The sequence below is a fragment of the Mesorhizobium sp. M0001 genome, from assembly GCF_040324255.1.
Taxonomy (GTDB): domain Bacteria; phylum Pseudomonadota; class Alphaproteobacteria; order Rhizobiales; family Rhizobiaceae; genus Mesorhizobium.
Window position 1 is genome coordinate 764,911 of record NZ_JAMYVS010000001.1, and the last position, 15,422, is coordinate 780,332.

General features: G+C 63.6%; 14 protein-coding genes. 12 read left to right on the plus strand and 2 right to left on the minus strand.

The window, feature by feature from the left end:
* Positions 1-6: 6 nt before the first annotated feature.
* Together NKK50_RS03610 and erpA are read right to left on the minus strand one after the other, a co-directional pair.
* Positions 7-399 carry a VOC family protein gene (locus NKK50_RS03610; protein WP_023681658.1) on the minus strand — a complete coding sequence of 131 codons (393 nt, stop codon included), beginning with the start codon at positions 397-399 and terminating at the stop codon, positions 7-9.
* Positions 400-403: 4 nt separating this feature from the next.
* Positions 404-751 carry an iron-sulfur cluster insertion protein ErpA gene (gene erpA / locus NKK50_RS03615; RefSeq protein ID WP_352499611.1) on the minus strand — a complete coding sequence of 116 codons (348 nt, stop codon included), beginning with the start codon at positions 749-751 and terminating at the stop codon, positions 404-406.
* A gap of 76 nt (positions 752-827) precedes the next feature.
* On the opposite strand from erpA, the gene NKK50_RS03620 reads away from it, so the two are divergent.
* From NKK50_RS03620 to NKK50_RS03675, 12 genes are all read left to right on the plus strand, one after another.
* A complete protein-coding gene (locus NKK50_RS03620; protein WP_352499612.1) occupies positions 828-2,042 on the plus strand; it encodes a deoxyguanosinetriphosphate triphosphohydrolase in 1,215 nt (404 codons plus the stop codon).
* Between the two features lie 62 nt (positions 2,043-2,104).
* A complete protein-coding gene (gene argS, locus NKK50_RS03625; protein ID WP_023833793.1) occupies positions 2,105-3,868 on the plus strand; it encodes an arginine--tRNA ligase in 1,764 nt (587 codons plus the stop codon).
* Positions 3,869-3,971: 103 nt separating this feature from the next.
* Positions 3,972-7,349, plus strand: a complete 3,378-nt coding sequence (locus tag NKK50_RS03630; protein WP_352499613.1) for an SPOR domain-containing protein — start codon at positions 3,972-3,974, stop codon at positions 7,347-7,349.
* 133 nt (positions 7,350-7,482) lie between these two features.
* Complete coding sequence (gene nagZ, locus NKK50_RS03635) at positions 7,483-8,502, plus strand: beta-N-acetylhexosaminidase (protein WP_352499614.1); 1,020 nt, start codon at positions 7,483-7,485, stop codon at positions 8,500-8,502.
* 174 nt (positions 8,503-8,676) lie between these two features.
* Positions 8,677-9,477, plus strand: coding sequence for a segregation and condensation protein A (locus NKK50_RS03640; RefSeq protein WP_352499670.1), 801 nt, complete (start codon positions 8,677-8,679; stop codon positions 9,475-9,477).
* Complete coding sequence (scpB, locus tag NKK50_RS03645; RefSeq protein WP_023667689.1) at positions 9,474-10,241, plus strand: SMC-Scp complex subunit ScpB; 768 nt, start codon at positions 9,474-9,476, stop codon at positions 10,239-10,241. Before NKK50_RS03640 ends, scpB begins: the two co-directional genes overlap by 4 nt.
* A gap of 180 nt (positions 10,242-10,421) precedes the next feature.
* Positions 10,422-10,643 carry a twin-arginine translocase TatA/TatE family subunit gene (locus tag NKK50_RS03650; protein WP_023681650.1) on the plus strand — a complete coding sequence of 74 codons (222 nt, stop codon included), beginning with the start codon at positions 10,422-10,424 and terminating at the stop codon, positions 10,641-10,643.
* Between the two features lie 85 nt (positions 10,644-10,728).
* On the plus strand, positions 10,729-11,469 hold the full coding sequence (gene tatB / locus NKK50_RS03655) for a Sec-independent protein translocase protein TatB (RefSeq protein WP_023825718.1): 741 nt from the start codon (positions 10,729-10,731) through the stop codon (positions 11,467-11,469).
* Positions 11,466-12,341, plus strand: a complete 876-nt coding sequence (tatC, locus tag NKK50_RS03660) for a twin-arginine translocase subunit TatC (RefSeq protein WP_023667686.1) — start codon at positions 11,466-11,468, stop codon at positions 12,339-12,341. The genes tatB and tatC overlap by 4 nt, the downstream gene beginning before the upstream one ends.
* A gap of 116 nt (positions 12,342-12,457) precedes the next feature.
* Positions 12,458-13,762 carry a serine--tRNA ligase gene (serS, locus tag NKK50_RS03665; protein WP_023825717.1) on the plus strand — a complete coding sequence of 435 codons (1,305 nt, stop codon included), beginning with the start codon at positions 12,458-12,460 and terminating at the stop codon, positions 13,760-13,762.
* A complete protein-coding gene (surE, locus tag NKK50_RS03670; protein ID WP_023710683.1) occupies positions 13,762-14,523 on the plus strand; it encodes a 5'/3'-nucleotidase SurE in 762 nt (253 codons plus the stop codon). The genes serS and surE overlap by 1 nt, the downstream gene beginning before the upstream one ends.
* A gap of 26 nt (positions 14,524-14,549) precedes the next feature.
* The gene (locus tag NKK50_RS03675) at positions 14,550-15,203 is read left to right on the plus strand and encodes a protein-L-isoaspartate(D-aspartate) O-methyltransferase (RefSeq protein WP_023681647.1); all 654 of its coding nucleotides are present in this window, start codon (positions 14,550-14,552) and stop codon (positions 15,201-15,203) included.
* Positions 15,204-15,422: the final 219 nt, after the last annotated feature.

The window sequence follows — 15,422 nt, forward strand, 5'->3', positions numbered from 1 at the left end:
GCGGCCTCAGGGATGTTCGGGCGAAAGACGTTCGACAAGCCCGATCGTATTGCCTGCCGGGTCCTTTAGAAAGGCCATCCACTCGCTTTCCCCTGCCGTTCCGAACGTGCCTTCGGTGTCGTTGTGGACGAGCGCCGGCGGTGCGGTGAAGGGAACGCCGGACGCTTTCGCCTCGGCGTGGAAGGCTTCGAGCCCGGCTATATCGAGATAGACGGTGCCGGCCGGAACGCCATCGGTGAACAGCAACCTGATATCACCGGCCATGATGAAGGCGATGCCCGGCGGATCGTAGCGGGCATGAACGCTGAGGCCGAGCACATCGTGCCAGAAGGCTAGCGTGACGTCGAGGTCGCGCCCGGCCGACAGTGCGACCTGACGGACCGCGCCGACGCCGGACATCTGCCTAGATGGAGAAACTGGTGCCGCAGCCGCAGGAGGCGACTGCATTGGGGTTGCGGATCTGGAACGACTGGCCCATCAGATCGTCGACGAAGTCGATCACCGAGCCGCCCATATAGACCAGCGACAAATCGTCGATCAGCACGGTGGCGCCGTCCTTTTCGATGGCGACGTCGTCGTCATTGCGCGTATCGACCAGGTCGAACTTGTAGGAAAAGCCGGAGCAGCCGCCGCCCTCTACGGAGACGCGCAGCGCCGTCTTGCCGGCCTCGCCAGAGACGATTTTCGCAATCCGCTTGGCGGCGGCGCCGGTCATCTCGACTTTCATGGCAGTCTTGGCATCAGCGCCCATGGGCGTCACCTTGCTTTCGGTTTCACATGATAGGTATGAAGCGGGAAGGGGCAAGTCAACTGCGGCGGCATCAGCCATGACAAATGAGCTTGGCGACATTGGGTTCGGCTATCGGCCGCGCGCGGCCTATGCCAGCGACCCAGCCAGGTCGCGCGGGCGGCTCTATGACGAGGTCGAGAGCCCGACTCGCACGCCATTCCAGCGCGACCGCGACCGTATCATTCATTCGACTGCCTTCCGCCGCCTGAAGCACAAGACGCAGGTGTTCGTCGCCCATGAAGGAGATCACTACCGCACCCGGCTGACGCATTCGATCGAGGTGGCGCAGATTGCGCGGGCTCTGGCGCGAGCGCTGCGCGGCGACGAGGATCTGGCCGAGGCGGTCGCCTTGGTGCACGATTTCGGTCACACGCCGTTCGGCCATACCGGCGAGGACGCGCTGAACGAGCGGATGGCCCAATGGGGCGGCTTCGACCACAATGCGCAGTCGCTGCGCGTGGTGACGCGGCTGGAGCGGCGCTATGCCGAGTTCGACGGGCTAAACCTGACCTGGGAAACGCTGGAAGGGCTGGTCAAGCACAATGGGCCGCTGACAGATGCCAAGGGAAAAGGGCTCAAAGGCCCGGTGCCGCAGGCGATCCGCGACTATTCCGAGCTGCACGACCTCGAACTCGACCATTTCGCCGGCATCGAGGCGCAATGTGCTGCGATCGCCGACGATATCGCCTACAACACCCATGACATCGACGACGGCCTGCGCTCCGGCTTCCTGACCTTGGACATGCTGGAAACGGTGGCGCTGCCGGGATCGATCCTGGCAAGCGTGCGCGCGCGCTATCCGGGCCTGGACGATGTGCGCACCGGCCATGAGCTGATGCGCCGGCAGATCACGATGATGGTCGAGGATGTCATTGTTTCCACCAGCGCCAATCTTGAGCGCATCAAGCCTGACAGCGCCGAAGCGGTGCGGGCGGCGGGCGAAACGATGGTGACCTTTTCCGCTGACGTGGCGGCGACCGAGAAGGAATTGAAGACCTTTCTCTACAAGCATCTCTACCGGCATGACGAGGTGATGCGCGTGCGCACTCAGGCCGAGCAGATCGTGCGCGACCTGTTCGATGTCTACTACGCCGATCCGCGCGCCATGCCGGACGGCTGGCGGGAGGGGCTCGACCGGGCGGAGGACCGCATCAGGGCGCGCAGCGTCGCCGATTTCCTCGCGGGGATGACGGATACCTACGCCTTGAAGGAACACCGCCGTCTGTTTGACCATACGCCCGATTTAAGCTAGGGCGGGCGCGATTTGCCGGCGAATGAGCCGGTTCCCCTGCACAGTCCGCCAGAGCAAGACCCATGAACATCTTCGCCGATTTCAGCGCGCGAATCACAAAAGCCGTCGAAGCGCTTGATTTGAAAGACAGTAATGGCGTTTCGCCCGACCTGTCGCGCATCGCCGTCGAGCCGCCGCGCGACGCCAGCCATGGCGATCTCGCCACCAATGCGGCGATGGTACTGGCCAAGCCGACAGGGCACAACCCGCGGGCGCTGGCCGAGCGGCTGGTGGAAGTGCTGCGCAGCGACGCCGATGTTGCCGAAGCCGACGTCGCCGGTCCCGGCTTCGTCAATCTCCGGCTCAAGGACGCTTTCTGGCAGGCACATCTGACCGCGGTGCTCGGCGAGGGGCAAAACTACGGCCGCTCGACCATTGGTGGCGGCAAGAAGACCAATGTCGAATATGTCTCGGCCAATCCGACCGGGCCGATGCATGTCGGCCATTGCCGGGGCGCGGTTGTCGGCGACACGCTCGCCAATCTGATGGCCTTCGCCGGCTATGACGTCACCAAGGAATACATCATCAACGACGCCGGCGCGCAGATCGACGTGCTCGGGCGTTCGGCCTTCCTGCGCTACCGCGAAGCGCTGGGCGACGACATTGGCGAGATACCGGCCGGCCTCTATCCCGGCGATTACCTTGTGCCGGTCGGTCAGGCGCTGGCTGCCGAATTTGGCCGCAAGCTCTTGCAGATGCCCGACGATGAGTCGCTGGCAATCGTCAAGGACCGCACGATCGACGCCATGATGGTGATGATCCGCGAGGATCTGGCGTTGCTCAATGTGCATCACGACGTTTTCTTCTCCGAGCGCACGCTGCATGCCGACAATGCCAAAAAAATCCGCTCGGCGATCAACGATCTGACGCTGAAAGGCCATATCTACAAGGGCAAGCTACCGCCGCCCAAGGGCGAGAAGCCGGACGACTGGGAAGACCGCGAGCAGACGCTGTTTCGCTCGACGGCGGTCGGCGACGACATGGACCGGGCGCTGGTCAAGTCCGACGGCTCGTTCACCTATTTCGCCGCCGACGTCGCCTATCTCAAGGACAAGGTCGACCGCGGTTTCGTCGGCCTGATCTATGTCCTGGGCGCCGACCATGGCGGCTACGTCAAGCGGCTGGAAGCGCTGGCGCGGGCGATTGCAGGCGATGATCTGAAGCTGCAACTCACGGTGCTGCTGTGCAATCTGGTGAAGCTGTTTCGCGATGGCGAACCGGTTCGGATGTCGAAGCGGTCGGGCGACTTCGTGACCTTGCGCGAAGCGGTGGAGGAGGTGGGCCGCGATGCGATCCGCTTCATGATGCTCTACCGCAAGAGCGACGCGCCGCTCGACTTCGATTTCGCCAAGGTCACCGAACAGTCCAAGGACAATCCCGTGTTCTACGTGCAGTACGCTTCGGCGCGCTGTCATTCGGTGTTCCGGCAGGCGAGCGAGCAACTGGGCGAGGCCAATTTCGACCGCAACAGCCTGGCCGCGGCCTCGGCGTCGCTCACCGATGAGGGCGAGATTGGCCTGATCCGGAAGCTGGCTGAATATCCAAGGCTGATCGAATCCGCGGCCCTTGCGCTGGAGCCGCACCGGCTGGCATTCTACCTCTACGATCTGGCTTCCACCTTCCATGGACACTGGAATCGGGGCACCGAGAATGCCGACTTACGTTTTGTTAAGGTTAACGACCGACAATTGACTCATGCCAGACTAGGGCTGGTGCAGGCTGTTTCGGATGTTTTGACCTCCGGCCTGACGCTGATTGGGGCTGATGCGCCCACTGAGATGCGTTAGGTTTAACTAAAACACCTGTCACCATTTGCCCACATTGCGCTGGTAAGGGCCAACCCTACGCGACGTCCATGGCGTCCGAATGAGTGCGAGTTCGGGAACAATAATGGCAGACAGAACCCAGCTGAGAGTAGCCGACAACAACGACATCGCCGAAGATGATCCGTTCGCTGAACTGACCAGGATCATGGGTTTCGATCCGCGCCAGCCGGTCAAGCCGCAGGCGCCAGCCGTCGAGACGGCTGCGGACGAGGGCGATTTCGACATCGACCTCGAGAAGGAGTTGATGGGCGAATTCGGCGATGAAGTCGGTTCCATGGAGGCCAGCCAGCCAGCTCCCGAGGTTCACCAGCCTGCCGCTGAGCCCTACGAACCTGCTGCCGAGATTCGCGAGCCGGAAACCACCGATGCCGCGATGGACGATGCGCTGGCTGCTTCGCTGGAATATGATTTCGTCTTCGACGATGCCGCCGATCTGGATTTCGGCGCTGCCCCGCAGGCTGCGGCTGCTCCCGTTGAACCCTCGTTTGCCGAACCTTCGTTTGCCGAGCCCGCATTCGACGAAGCTGCATTCGACGATGATTTCGACAATGCCGTCGCCAGCTCGCTGGAAAACGTATCGCCGCTCGAAGACGACCTGCCGATGGATGACGACCTTGCCGCTTCGCTCGAGCAGGGGTTGCTGCTCGATGACGGCGCGACCGTCGCCCATGCCGCAGATGTCGCGCAGGTTGCTGCTGCGCCTGCCGACGATCTCGCGTTCGACGATGATTTCGACAATGCCGTCTCGATGTCGCTGGAAGACGAGCTGACGCTGGACGGTCCTGCGCCGGCGCAGGACCAGTATGCCGCGCCAGTAGCCGAGGCGCCGGTCGTGGGCGCCGCCGACCACGCTGTTGCCGACGAGGATTTTGCGGTTCATTTCGATGACGCGATGGCCGATGTCGACATGGACTTTGCAGCCGAGCATTTCGAGCCTCAGGCTTTCGAGGCTCAGCCTGTTGAGGCCGAGGATCCGGAAGAGCGCGATCTGGATGTCAGCGATCTGCAGGTCAGCGCGCCGGTTGAGATGGATGCGCCGGAAGTGGACGAGACGCCGGCCTGGACCGTGGAGGCCAGCCCCTCTCATGAGACTGCGCACGAAGCATTCGACGATTTCGATCTGAGCATCGATGATGCGCTTGCCGATCACGAGCCGGTGGCCGAGACCGCACCCGCTCCGGTTCAGCCAACTCCGGTCGCACCAGCCTATGTGGCGCCTACCAATATGGCGACCCCGGCCGCTCCGGTCGCTGACGAACGGACGTTGGAAGATGAACTCAACGCGCTGCTTGGCGCCATGACCACACCACGCCCGGCGCCAGTCGCCCCGATTCCGGTGGTCACCGAGCCCACCAGGGCTGCCGCCATCGAGCCCACCAGGACTTATGAGCCGGTTGCCCCGGTGCAGCGGTCCGTCGCGACGCCGGTCGCTCCGGTCGATAATCTCGACTGGGACCTAGACGAACACGCGCCTGCTCCTCAGGAGGCCCAGGCGGACGATGCCGATTTCGACGATCTGCTTGCCGGCGAACTTGAAGGCCATGTGCCCGAGATCGAGTTCGATGATCACGCCTTCGACGCGGCGCTGGCCAAGGGCATCGATCTCGGTCATGACGATACGGCAGCACCGGTCGCTGGCGATTGGCGCTCGACGCCGCCGGAGCCGGCGCGTTCGTGGAGCCGCGTGACTCCCACCCCGGCCCAGCCTTCCTTTGCAGCGCAGCCGCAACCTTCTTTTGCAGCGCAGCCGCAAGCTTCTTTTGCAGAAAAGCCGTCCATGCCGCCGGCGGCAGCGCCAAGCTATCGCGACCAGCCGGTTGCCGCTGCTGCCTATGTGGCGCCGACGCCATCGCGCCAGGCGCCGCCTCAGGCCTATGACGAGATGCCGGATGTCGAGACGGTCGATGTGCCGGAGCGTGTGGTGGCGATTGCCGACGACCTCGACATTCCAGAGCTCAGCTTCGAGCAAGACGAGCCGGCCGCCTATGACGACATCGACGCCGAATTCGCCGGCATGCTCAACGACATGAACGCGGTGGAAGTGGCGCCGCCCACTGCCGCACGCAGTGCCGGCTATGATGACGATTCCTACAGTTCCGGCTTCAGTTCGGGCCACGAGCTCGACCAGCGCGCCTATGCGGCGCGGCCAGCCGAAGTGCTTGCAGCCACGCAAGCTCACCACGCCGATGCCGCCGGCGGCTTTGACATGGACGATCTGCCCGGCAGCCAGCCGGTTTCGCAGGCCGACGATTTCGCGGTCGACGAACTCGACTACGATCCGGATCTGGACGAGGCAATGGCGGTGCCGGGCCTCGCCGAGCAGGAAGCCGCACGGCCGCGCAGGAGCGGCCTGCTGGTCGCGGGGGTCGTTGCTGCGGTTGCGATTGCCGGCGGCCTTGGCGCCTTCGCCTTGTCGTTCGGCGGCAAGGGCGGCAGCGATGCGCCGGTCATTGTCAAGGCCGACAACAGGCCGATCAAGGTCAAGCCCGAAAATCCGGGCGGCGCCGTGGTGCCGAACCAGGACAACAAGGTTTATGATGCGGTCGCCAAGGGCACCAAGCCGGCCGAGCCGGTTCAGGAGAAGCTAGTCACCAACACCGAAGAGCCGGTAGATGTGAAGGCGCAGGAGCCTGAAAGCCGCGTCGTCGATCTGTCGCCCGACGATACCGACGCTGCCCCAGGCCCCGACGCTGCCGGCAACCCCGACGCTGCCGTCAACCCCGACGCGGCTGTCGCGCCGGCGCCAAAATCCGAGGACCGCATCGCGCAGGTGCTGCAGGAAGCCGACAAGAACCCCGATACCGTCGCCGTTGCCCCGCGCAAGGTGCGGACCATGGTGGTCAAGCCCGACGGCTCGTTGGTGGCCCGCGAGGACTCGACGCCGGCCGCGCCACAGGTTGCGGCGACTGAGCCGCTTGACCCGGCGCCGCAGCACGTCGCCCCTTCGGCCGATGCCGAGCAGACCGGCACCGTGGCGCCTGCCGATCAGGCAAATAGCGACCAGGCAAGTGCCGAGACCGCCAAGCCGGTCAAGCCGGTGAAGCCGGCGGCCACGCCGAAGGCTGAGACCCAGTCCGCCAACACGCCGCAGACGGTTGCCGTGGCGCCGCAGCGCCCGTCCGACCAGCCGGTCGACGTGGTCGGCGAGGTCAAGCCCGACCAGGTTGCCTCCATTCCGGCGACGGCTTCGACATCGGGCGGTTCGTGGTCGATGCAGATCGCTTCGCAGCCGACGGTGGAAAGCGCCCAGGCCAACTACGCCGACCTGCAGCGCCGCTATGGAAATGTGCTCGCCGGTCGCACCGCCAACATCGTCAAGGCGGAGATCGCCGGCAAGGGCACCTTCTACCGTGTCCGGGTGCCTGCGCAATCGCGCAACGATGCGATCAATCTGTGCACCAGCTACAAGGCTGCCGGAGGCAACTGCTTCGTGTCGCGGTAAAAAGCTGATCCAATCATCAAGGCCGGCGCGATCCTGGATCGCGCCGGCCTTTTTCATGTGGATGGGCGAAAGGTCCAGGCGCTTGCCGTCCGGGGTGATTCCCTTTGGAGGCGCGAAGCCCTAAACTGGTGGAATGACCGAATCAAAATCCATGATCCTCGGCTGTGCCGGGAAATCGCTGACCCGCGAAGAAATCCGTTTCTATCGCAATGAATGCCCGTGGGGCTTCATCCTGTTTGCGCGCAACATCGGCGAGACCGAGCAGATCCGCGATCTGGTCGCCGAAATGCGCGACTGTATCGGGCGACCCGATGCGCTGGTGTTCATCGACCAGGAAGGCGGAAGGGTGCAGCGGCTGCGGCCGCCGCTGGCGCCGAACTATCCCGCCGGCGGCGCGCTCGGCGAATTGTGGCGCAAGGACCATGATGCCGGCACCAGGGCTGCCTGGCTGATGGCGCGGCTGCACGCCTTCGACCTGTTGCGCTACGGTATCTCTGCCGATTGCCTGCCGGTGCTGGACGTGCCGATCGAGGGCGCCAGCGACGTCATCGGCGCGCGCGCCTATGGCAAGGAGCCGCGCCCGGTCATCGAACTCGGCCGCGCGGCGGCGGAAGGGCTGATGTCGGGCGGCGTGCTGCCGGTCATGAAGCACATTCCGGGCCATGGACGCGCCTTTGCCGACACGCACTTCGAACTGCCTGTGGTCGATGCCTCCCTGAGCGACCTGCAGCGGCATGATTTCGCCCCTTTCCGCGAGCTTAGCCATCTGCCGATGGCGATGACGGCGCATGTCGTCTACAGCGCCATCGATCCGAACAACCCAGCGACCACCTCAGGCAAGGTCATCGACGAGATCATCCGCCGCGAGATCGGCTTCGACGGGCTGTTGATGAGCGATGACACCTCGATGAAGGCACTTTCTGGGGATTTCCCGACAAAGGCGGCCTCGATCCTTGCGGCGGGCTGCGATCTGGTCCTTCACTGCAATGGCGATTTCGAGGAGATGGCGGGCATCGCATCGCGAACCACGGGACTTGAAGGGACGTCGCTGGAGCGCGCCAAGCGGGCGCTGACCTATATAAGGGATCGCGACCGGGCCGACGAAACCGAGATACGCGCCGAGTTTGCCACCTATTTCGATGCGGTGGCCTAGAGACGGATGATTTCAGGTCTGTTCGACCTGAAATCTGAATCCGTCTCTAAATTAGACAGAGAGAGCATGATGTCGTCCGAAAACCGCTTCACACTTTTCGGCATCATGCTCTAACCAGAGGTAAAGGAACAAGTGGCGGAGACATTGGACAGCAAGGCTGCGAAGGCCGCACCGATGGATCGTCTGTGGGCCGAGAACGACGATTCCCGGCTGACCGGCGACCCGTCGCTTGTCGTCGACGTCGCCGGGTTCGAAGGTCCGCTCGACCTCTTGCTGCATCTCGCCCGCAACCAAAAGGTCGATCTGTCGCGGATTTCCATCTTGGCGCTGGTCGAGCAATATCTGACCTTCGTCGAGACGGCGAGGGCGCTGAGGCTTGAGCTTGCCGCCGACTACCTGGTGATGGCGGCGTGGCTGGCCTTCCTGAAGTCGAAGCTCCTCATCCCCAAGCAGCCCGGCGAAGAAGGCGAAAGCGGCGAGGAACTGGCCGCGGTGCTGCAGTTCCGGCTGAAGCGTCTGGAGGCCATGCGCGACGCCTCGGCAAGGCTGGTCAACCGCAACCGGCTCGGCCGCGACGTGTTTGCACGCGGCATGCCTGAAATGGTCATCGTCGAGAAGCGTAACGCCTATTCGGCCTCGCTCTACGATTTGCTCACCGCCTATGCGCAGCAGCGCCAGAAACAGGCGATCACCAATGTGACGATTGCCCGGCGTGGCGTGTGGTCGCTCAAGGATGCGCGCGATATCCTGACCCGGCTCATCGGCTCGCTGCGCGACTGGACGGCGCTGGACAGCTATCTGATCAATTACCTGACCAGCCCGGACGAACGGCGTACCGCGATTGCCAGCTCGTTCGCGGCGTCGCTGGAACTGGTGCGCGAAGGCAGCATCGAGATGCGGCAGGACCAGGTGTTCGCGCCGCTCTATCTGCGCGGCCGCGCGCAGCCAATCAAGGCAGTCGAGGTGGCATCATGAGCGAACGCGCCAACGCTTCGGTCATTCCGTTCAAGGTCGAAGAAGAGACCGAGGAGGGCATTATCGCCCAGGACCCGACTGATACCCTGCTTCTGAATCCTGGCGAACGGCTGCATATGGCCGAAGCCATACGCATGGCCGAGGCGATCGTGTTCGCCAGCGCCGAGCCGGTCAGCGAAAAGCAGCTCGCAGCCAGATTGCCCGATGGCATCAGCATTGCCGCTGCCATGGCTGAGCTGCAGCAGATCTATGCGCGGCGCGGCGTCAATCTGGTTCGGGTCGGCGATGCCTGGGCTTTCCGTACCGCCGGCGATCTCGCCTTCCTGATGAGCCGCGACACGGTGCAGCAGCGCAAGCTGTCGCGCGCCGCGCTCGAAGTGCTGGCGATCATCGCCTACCACCAGCCGGTGACGCGCGCCGAGATCGAGGACATCAGAGGCGTCGAGACCTCGAAGGGCACGCTGGATACGCTGCTCGAAACGGAATGGGTGCGCATGCGCGGCCGCCGCCGCACGCCCGGCCGTCCCGTCACCTACGGCACGACAGACACTTTCCTCGACCATTTCGCACTGGAGGAGATCCGCGATCTTCCCGGGATGGACGAACTGAAGGGGGCAGGGCTGCTCTCCGGCCGCATGCCGTCGAATTTCGCCATCCCGTTGCCGCCGGCCGATCCGGACGCGCTGACCGAGGACGAGGATGCGTTGACCGACATCGATCTCGAGGAACTCGGCCTGCTGACGCCGCGCGTCACGGAAGATTGACCGCAAGCCGCTGTCAAAAAGCTGCATTGCTGCGGTAGATGCGCCGATTGGTAGCGGGCAGCTTTGCCGAAAATGCGTGACATAAGCCGCGCCTTCATAAACTTTGTCGCTGTTGTGTTTGAATCCCAACGCGAAAACGCATAGATCATCGCCAGGGAAAACATTCGAGAGAGAGTTACAATGGGTTCATTTTCGATTTGGCACTGGATGATCGTGCTGGTGATCGTGCTGCTGGTGTTCGGCCGCGGCAAGATACCCGAGCTGATGGGCGACATGGCGAAGGGCATCAAGAGCTTCAAGAAGGGCATGGCCGACGACGATACCGCCGAAGACAAGCGCACCGTCGAGCACCGCCCGGACGAGACCGTTTCGGCAGTGAAGGAAAAGGCCAGCAAGAGCTGAGCCCGAGGTTGTTGCTTTTGAGCAAGTCGTGTCCAAAAGCCGCTTCGCACTCTTGGGCGACAAGCACTAGTCGGAACTGATTGCCATGTTTGAAGTCGGCTGGACCGAAATGCTGGTGATCGCGATCGTCATGATCGTGGTCGTCGGACCCAAGGATTTGCCCAATATGCTGCGCACCTTCGGCCGCACGACGGCGAAGCTGCGTGCCATGGCCTCCGACTTCCAGAAGCAGTTCAACGAGGCGCTGAAGGAAGCCGAGCTCGACGACGTCAAGAAGTCGGTCGATACGCTGCGCGGCCTCAATCCGGCGGCCGAGATCCGCAAGCAGCTCAATCCGTTCGAACAGGCGGCAGCAGAGGTTCGCTCCGGCGTCGATGCGGTGATGAAGCCGAAGCCCGCCGTCGATCCCGCAACGCCCGCGGCAGAAACACCACAGGCGGCCGAGCCGCTCAAGAACGGCGCGACGGTGATGCCGGGTCTCAACGGACCGGAAACAGCGCCGGCGGCGCCGATCCTTCCGGCGATGACCGACGAGGCCGTGGTGACACCGGCTGCAGCAACAGCAGCGCCACGAAACGCGCGCGCCAAGGGGGCTGCGATATCAAAGGCCCCGGCAACCAAAACAACGGCAGCCAAGGCAGCACCGGCAAAGCCGGCGCCTGCGGCGAAGGTTGCGGCCAAGCCGTCAGCGGCGCCCGCCAAGGCTGCACCCGGAAAAGCCGCCACCAAGCCCGCTGCGGCACCGAAGGCAGTCGCAAAGGCTGAGCCGAAGCCTGCGCCGGCCACGAAGCCCGCGTCCAAGAAGACGGCGGGGGCCGCCAAGTGAGCATTACGGACAGCGAAAAGGACGAGATCGAGAAGTCGTCGGCTCCGCTGATGGAGCATCTGATCGAACTGCGCCGGCGGCTGATCTGGTCGATCGGCGGTTTCTTCGTCGCCTTCCTCGTCTGCTTCTTCTTTGCCAAGAAGCTGTTCAATCTTTTGGTCGTTCCGTTCAAGTGGGCCACGCAGTGGGCCGGGCTCGATCCGCACAAGGTCGAGCTGATCTATACGGCGCCGCAGGAATTCTTCTTCACCCAGGTCAAGCTCGCCATGTTCGGCGGCATGGTCATCGCCTTTCCGCTGATCGCCACGCAGATCTACAAATTCATCGCGCCAGGCCTCTACAAGAACGAACGCAACGCGTTCCTGCCGTTCCTTATCGCATCGCCGATCCTGTTCCTGATGGGAGCGTCGCTGGTCTATTTCTTCTTCACGCCGATGGTGATGTGGTTCTTCCTCGCCATGCAGCAGGCCGGCACCGACGACCAGGTGCAGATTTCGCTGCTGCCGAAAGTGTCGGAATATCTCAGCCTGATCATGACGCTGATCTTCTCCTTCGGCCTGGTGTTCCAGCTGCCGGTGGTGACCAGCCTGATGACGCGCGTCGGCATGCTGTCGTCGAAGGCGCTGGCCGAGAAGCGCAAATGGGCGATCGTCATCGCCTTCGTCGTCGCGGCGGTGCTGACGCCGCCTGATCCGATGAGCCAGATCGGTTTGGCCATCCCGACCATCCTGCTCTACGAGGTGTCGATCTGGGCGGCCCGGCTGATCGAGCGCGATCAGGTCAAGCAGAAGCTGGCGCGCGAGAAGCAGGAAGCCGCCGAAGCCGTGGCCGAAAAGGCGGCGGACGCGTCCTCAAAGCAGGCTCGTTCATAGGCTGTCGCGTTCGGGTATCCGCGTTAGCGGAAAAACGCGACAGCCGCTGACCCTCATCTTGCATCGATGAAGGATGCGGTTTACCCCCTCAGCCTTATTCTGAGGACGAACCAACCATGCTTGATATCAAATGGATTCGCGACAACCCGAAGGCCCTTGTCGAGGCGCTGGCCAAGCGCTCGTGGTCGGCTGACGAGGCGCAGTCCACGGTCGATGAGCTGATCAAGAAGGACGAAGCGCGGCGCGAGCACGTCACCGAGCTGCAGACCAAGCAGGAACGCCGCAACGCCGCCTCGAAGGAGATCGGCAACGCCATGCGTTCGGGCGACACGGCACTTGCCGAAAAGCTCAAGGCCGAAGTCGGCGATATCAAGACCTTCATCCAGAATGGCGAGGCGCGCGAGCGCGAGCTCGACAAGGCGCTGAACGATGCGCTGGCGGTGCTGCCGAATGTGCCGCTCGACGACGTGCCGGTCGGCAAGGACGAGCACGACAATGTCGTCAAGCATATCGTCGGCGAGGTGCCGACTCGGCCGAACTGGGTGAAGGAGCATTTCGAGATCGGCGAAGCGCTCGGCATGATGGATTTCGAGCGGGCGGCAAAGCTGTCGGGATCACGCTTCACCGTGCTGAAGAGCGGGCTGGCGCGGATGGAGCGCGCCATCGGCCAGTTCATGCTCGATCTGCACACGACCGAGCATGGCTATGAAGAAGTCATCCCGCCACTGATGGTGCGCGACGAAGTGCTTTTCGGGACCAACCAGCTGCCGAAATTCGAGGACGACCTGTTCTTCGTGCAGCATGGCGATGGCCGGCTCGGGTTGATTCCAACCGCCGAGGTCCCGCTCACCAACCTGGTGCGCGAAGAAATCACGGCCCATGAAAAGCTGCCGCTGCGCTATACGGCGCTGACGCCGTGCTTCCGCTCGGAAGCGGGCTCCGCCGGCCGCGACACGCGCGGTATGTTGCGCCAGCACCAGTTCTACAAGGTCGAGCTGGTCTCGGTCACCGACCAGGAGTCTTCGCTCGCCGAGCACGAGCGGATGACGCAGTGCGCCGAAGAGGTGCTGAAGCGACTGGAATTGCCGTTCCGCACCATGGTCCTGTGCACGGGCGACATGGGATTTGGCGCGCGCAAGACCTACGACATCGAGGTCTGGCTGCCGGGACAGAACGCCTATCGCGAGATCTCGTCCTGTTCAGTGTGCGGCGACTTCCAGGCCAGGCGCATGGATGCCCGCTACAAGGACAGGGACGGCAAGGGCAACCGCTTTGTGCACACGCTGAACGGTTCGGGCACCGCTGTCGGCCGTGCGCTGATTGCCGTCATCGAAAACTACCAGAATGAGGATGGCAGCGTAACCATTCCTGAAGTGCTGCGGCCTTATATGGGCGGTCTGGCGAAGATCGAATCGAAATAATGCGCATTCTTCTGACCAATGATGACGGCATCCATGCGGAGGGCCTCGCGTCGCTCGAACGCATCGCCCGCACGCTGTCGGACGATGTCTGGGTGGTGGCGCCGGAGCAGGACCAGTCCGGCTACGCGCATTCGCTGTCGATCTCGGAGCCGCTCCGGTTGCGCAAGATCGGCGAGAAACACTACGCCGTGCGCGGCACGCCGACCGACTGCGTCATCATGGGCGTCAAGAAGATCCTGCCAGGCGCGCCGGACCTGATCCTGTCGGGCGTCAATTCCGGCGCCAACATCGCCGACGACGTGACCTATTCCGGTACCGTCGCCGGCGCCATGGAAGGCGCGCTGCTCGGCATCCGCTCGATCGCACTCAGCCAGGGTTATTCCTATGTCGGCGAGGACCGCGTCGTTCCCTACGAGACCACCGAAGCGCTGGCGCCGGCGCTGCTGAAAAAGCTCGTCGCCATGCCGCTGCCGGACGGTGTGCTGCTCAACGTCAACTTTCCCAACTGTCTGCCTGACGAGGTCGCCGGCACCGTCGTGACGTCGCAAGGCAAGCTGGTGCACAGCCTGTGGGTCGACGAGCGCCGCGACGGGCGCGGCCTGCCTTATTACTGGCTGCGCTTCGGCCGCGAGCCGGTCGAGGGCAAGCAGGGCACCGATCTCCATGCTCTGCGCAACCGGCTCGTGTCTGTGACGCCGCTGCAGCTTGACCTCACCGCGCATGAAATCCGTGACCAACTGACCAAGGCGCTGTCTGAATAAGGTGTTCGCATGAAGAAGGTTCTGGCATGAACTTGCCGCTCGACGATCGCGAGGGTTTTGCCGCTTTCCTGCTGCGCCTGCGCGGCCAAGGCGCGGTGCCGAAGGCGCTGATCGCAGCCTTCGAGGCGACGCCGCGGCGCGGCTTCCTCAACGGCCAGTTCCATTCCATCGCCTGGTCGGACGGCATGCTGCCGATCGAATGCGGCGAGGCGATCGAGGGCGCCGATCTGCAGGCGGCGGTGATTGCGGCCCTGGCAATAGAGCCCGGCAACCGGGTGCTCGAGATCGGCACCGGCTCGGGCTACACGGCAGCGGTGATGTCGCGGCTCGCGGCTCGGATCGTCAGCGTCGACCGCTACAAGACGCTGGCCGAGCAGGCCAGGCAACGCTTCGAGGCGCTCGGCATCGGCAATGTCATCGTGCGCCAGGCCGATGGTTCCACCGGCCTTGCCAACGAAGCGCCGTTCGACCGCATCGTAGCCTGGGCGGCTTTCGACAGCCTGCCGCGCTTCCTGCTCGACCAATTGTCGAGCGGCGGCATCGTCATTGCCCCGATCGGGCCGGAGGAGGGCGAGCAGGTGCTGGCCAAGCTGACCAAGGTCGGCAGCCGCTTCGAGCGCGAGGATATCGGCACCGTGCGCCTGCAGCCGATCCTGCGCAGCGTTGCGGCGGTTATCTGAATTCTGCCTGTCACGCGCTTCGAAGGTAAGCCGAAGCCGATCGTTTCGTCATCCACGGGCGAAGCAAGGAGCGTAGCGACGCAGCGCAGACCCGAGGATCCATGCCGCGCCATCAAGGCGTAGCTACGGCGCAGAATTCTGCTCTGCTGCATTCTTCGGCCAATGTCACGGAATGGATCCCAGGGTCTCCGCGACGGCGCTTCGCGCCTGCTTCGCCCA

Bases quoted from the DNA above. Each gene is read 5' to 3' on its own strand.
- NKK50_RS03640 (WP_352499670.1), top strand. From the start codon at position 8,677: ATGGATCGTCTGTGGGCCGAGAACGACGATTCCCGGCTGACCGGCGAC.
- tatB (WP_023825718.1), top strand. From the start codon at position 10,729: ATGTTTGAAGTCGGCTGGACCGAAATGCTGGTGATCGCGATCGTCATG.
- NKK50_RS03650 (WP_023681650.1), top strand. From the start codon at position 10,422: ATGGGTTCATTTTCGATTTGGCACTGGATGATCGTGCTGGTGATCGTG.
- NKK50_RS03610 (WP_023681658.1), bottom strand. From the start codon at position 399: ATGTCCGGCGTCGGCGCGGTCCGTCAGGTCGCACTGTCGGCCGGGCGC.
- NKK50_RS03630 (WP_352499613.1), top strand. From the start codon at position 3,972: ATGGCAGACAGAACCCAGCTGAGAGTAGCCGACAACAACGACATCGCC.
- NKK50_RS03620 (WP_352499612.1), top strand. From the start codon at position 828: ATGACAAATGAGCTTGGCGACATTGGGTTCGGCTATCGGCCGCGCGCG.
- serS (WP_023825717.1), top strand. From the start codon at position 12,458: ATGCTTGATATCAAATGGATTCGCGACAACCCGAAGGCCCTTGTCGAG.
- argS (WP_023833793.1), top strand. From the start codon at position 2,105: ATGAACATCTTCGCCGATTTCAGCGCGCGAATCACAAAAGCCGTCGAA.
- NKK50_RS03675 (WP_023681647.1), top strand. From the start codon at position 14,550: ATGAACTTGCCGCTCGACGATCGCGAGGGTTTTGCCGCTTTCCTGCTG.
- nagZ (WP_352499614.1), top strand. From the start codon at position 7,483: ATGACCGAATCAAAATCCATGATCCTCGGCTGTGCCGGGAAATCGCTG.
- erpA (WP_352499611.1), bottom strand. From the start codon at position 751: ATGGGCGCTGATGCCAAGACTGCCATGAAAGTCGAGATGACCGGCGCC.
- surE (WP_023710683.1), top strand. From the start codon at position 13,762: ATGCGCATTCTTCTGACCAATGATGACGGCATCCATGCGGAGGGCCTC.
- scpB (WP_023667689.1), top strand. From the start codon at position 9,474: ATGAGCGAACGCGCCAACGCTTCGGTCATTCCGTTCAAGGTCGAAGAA.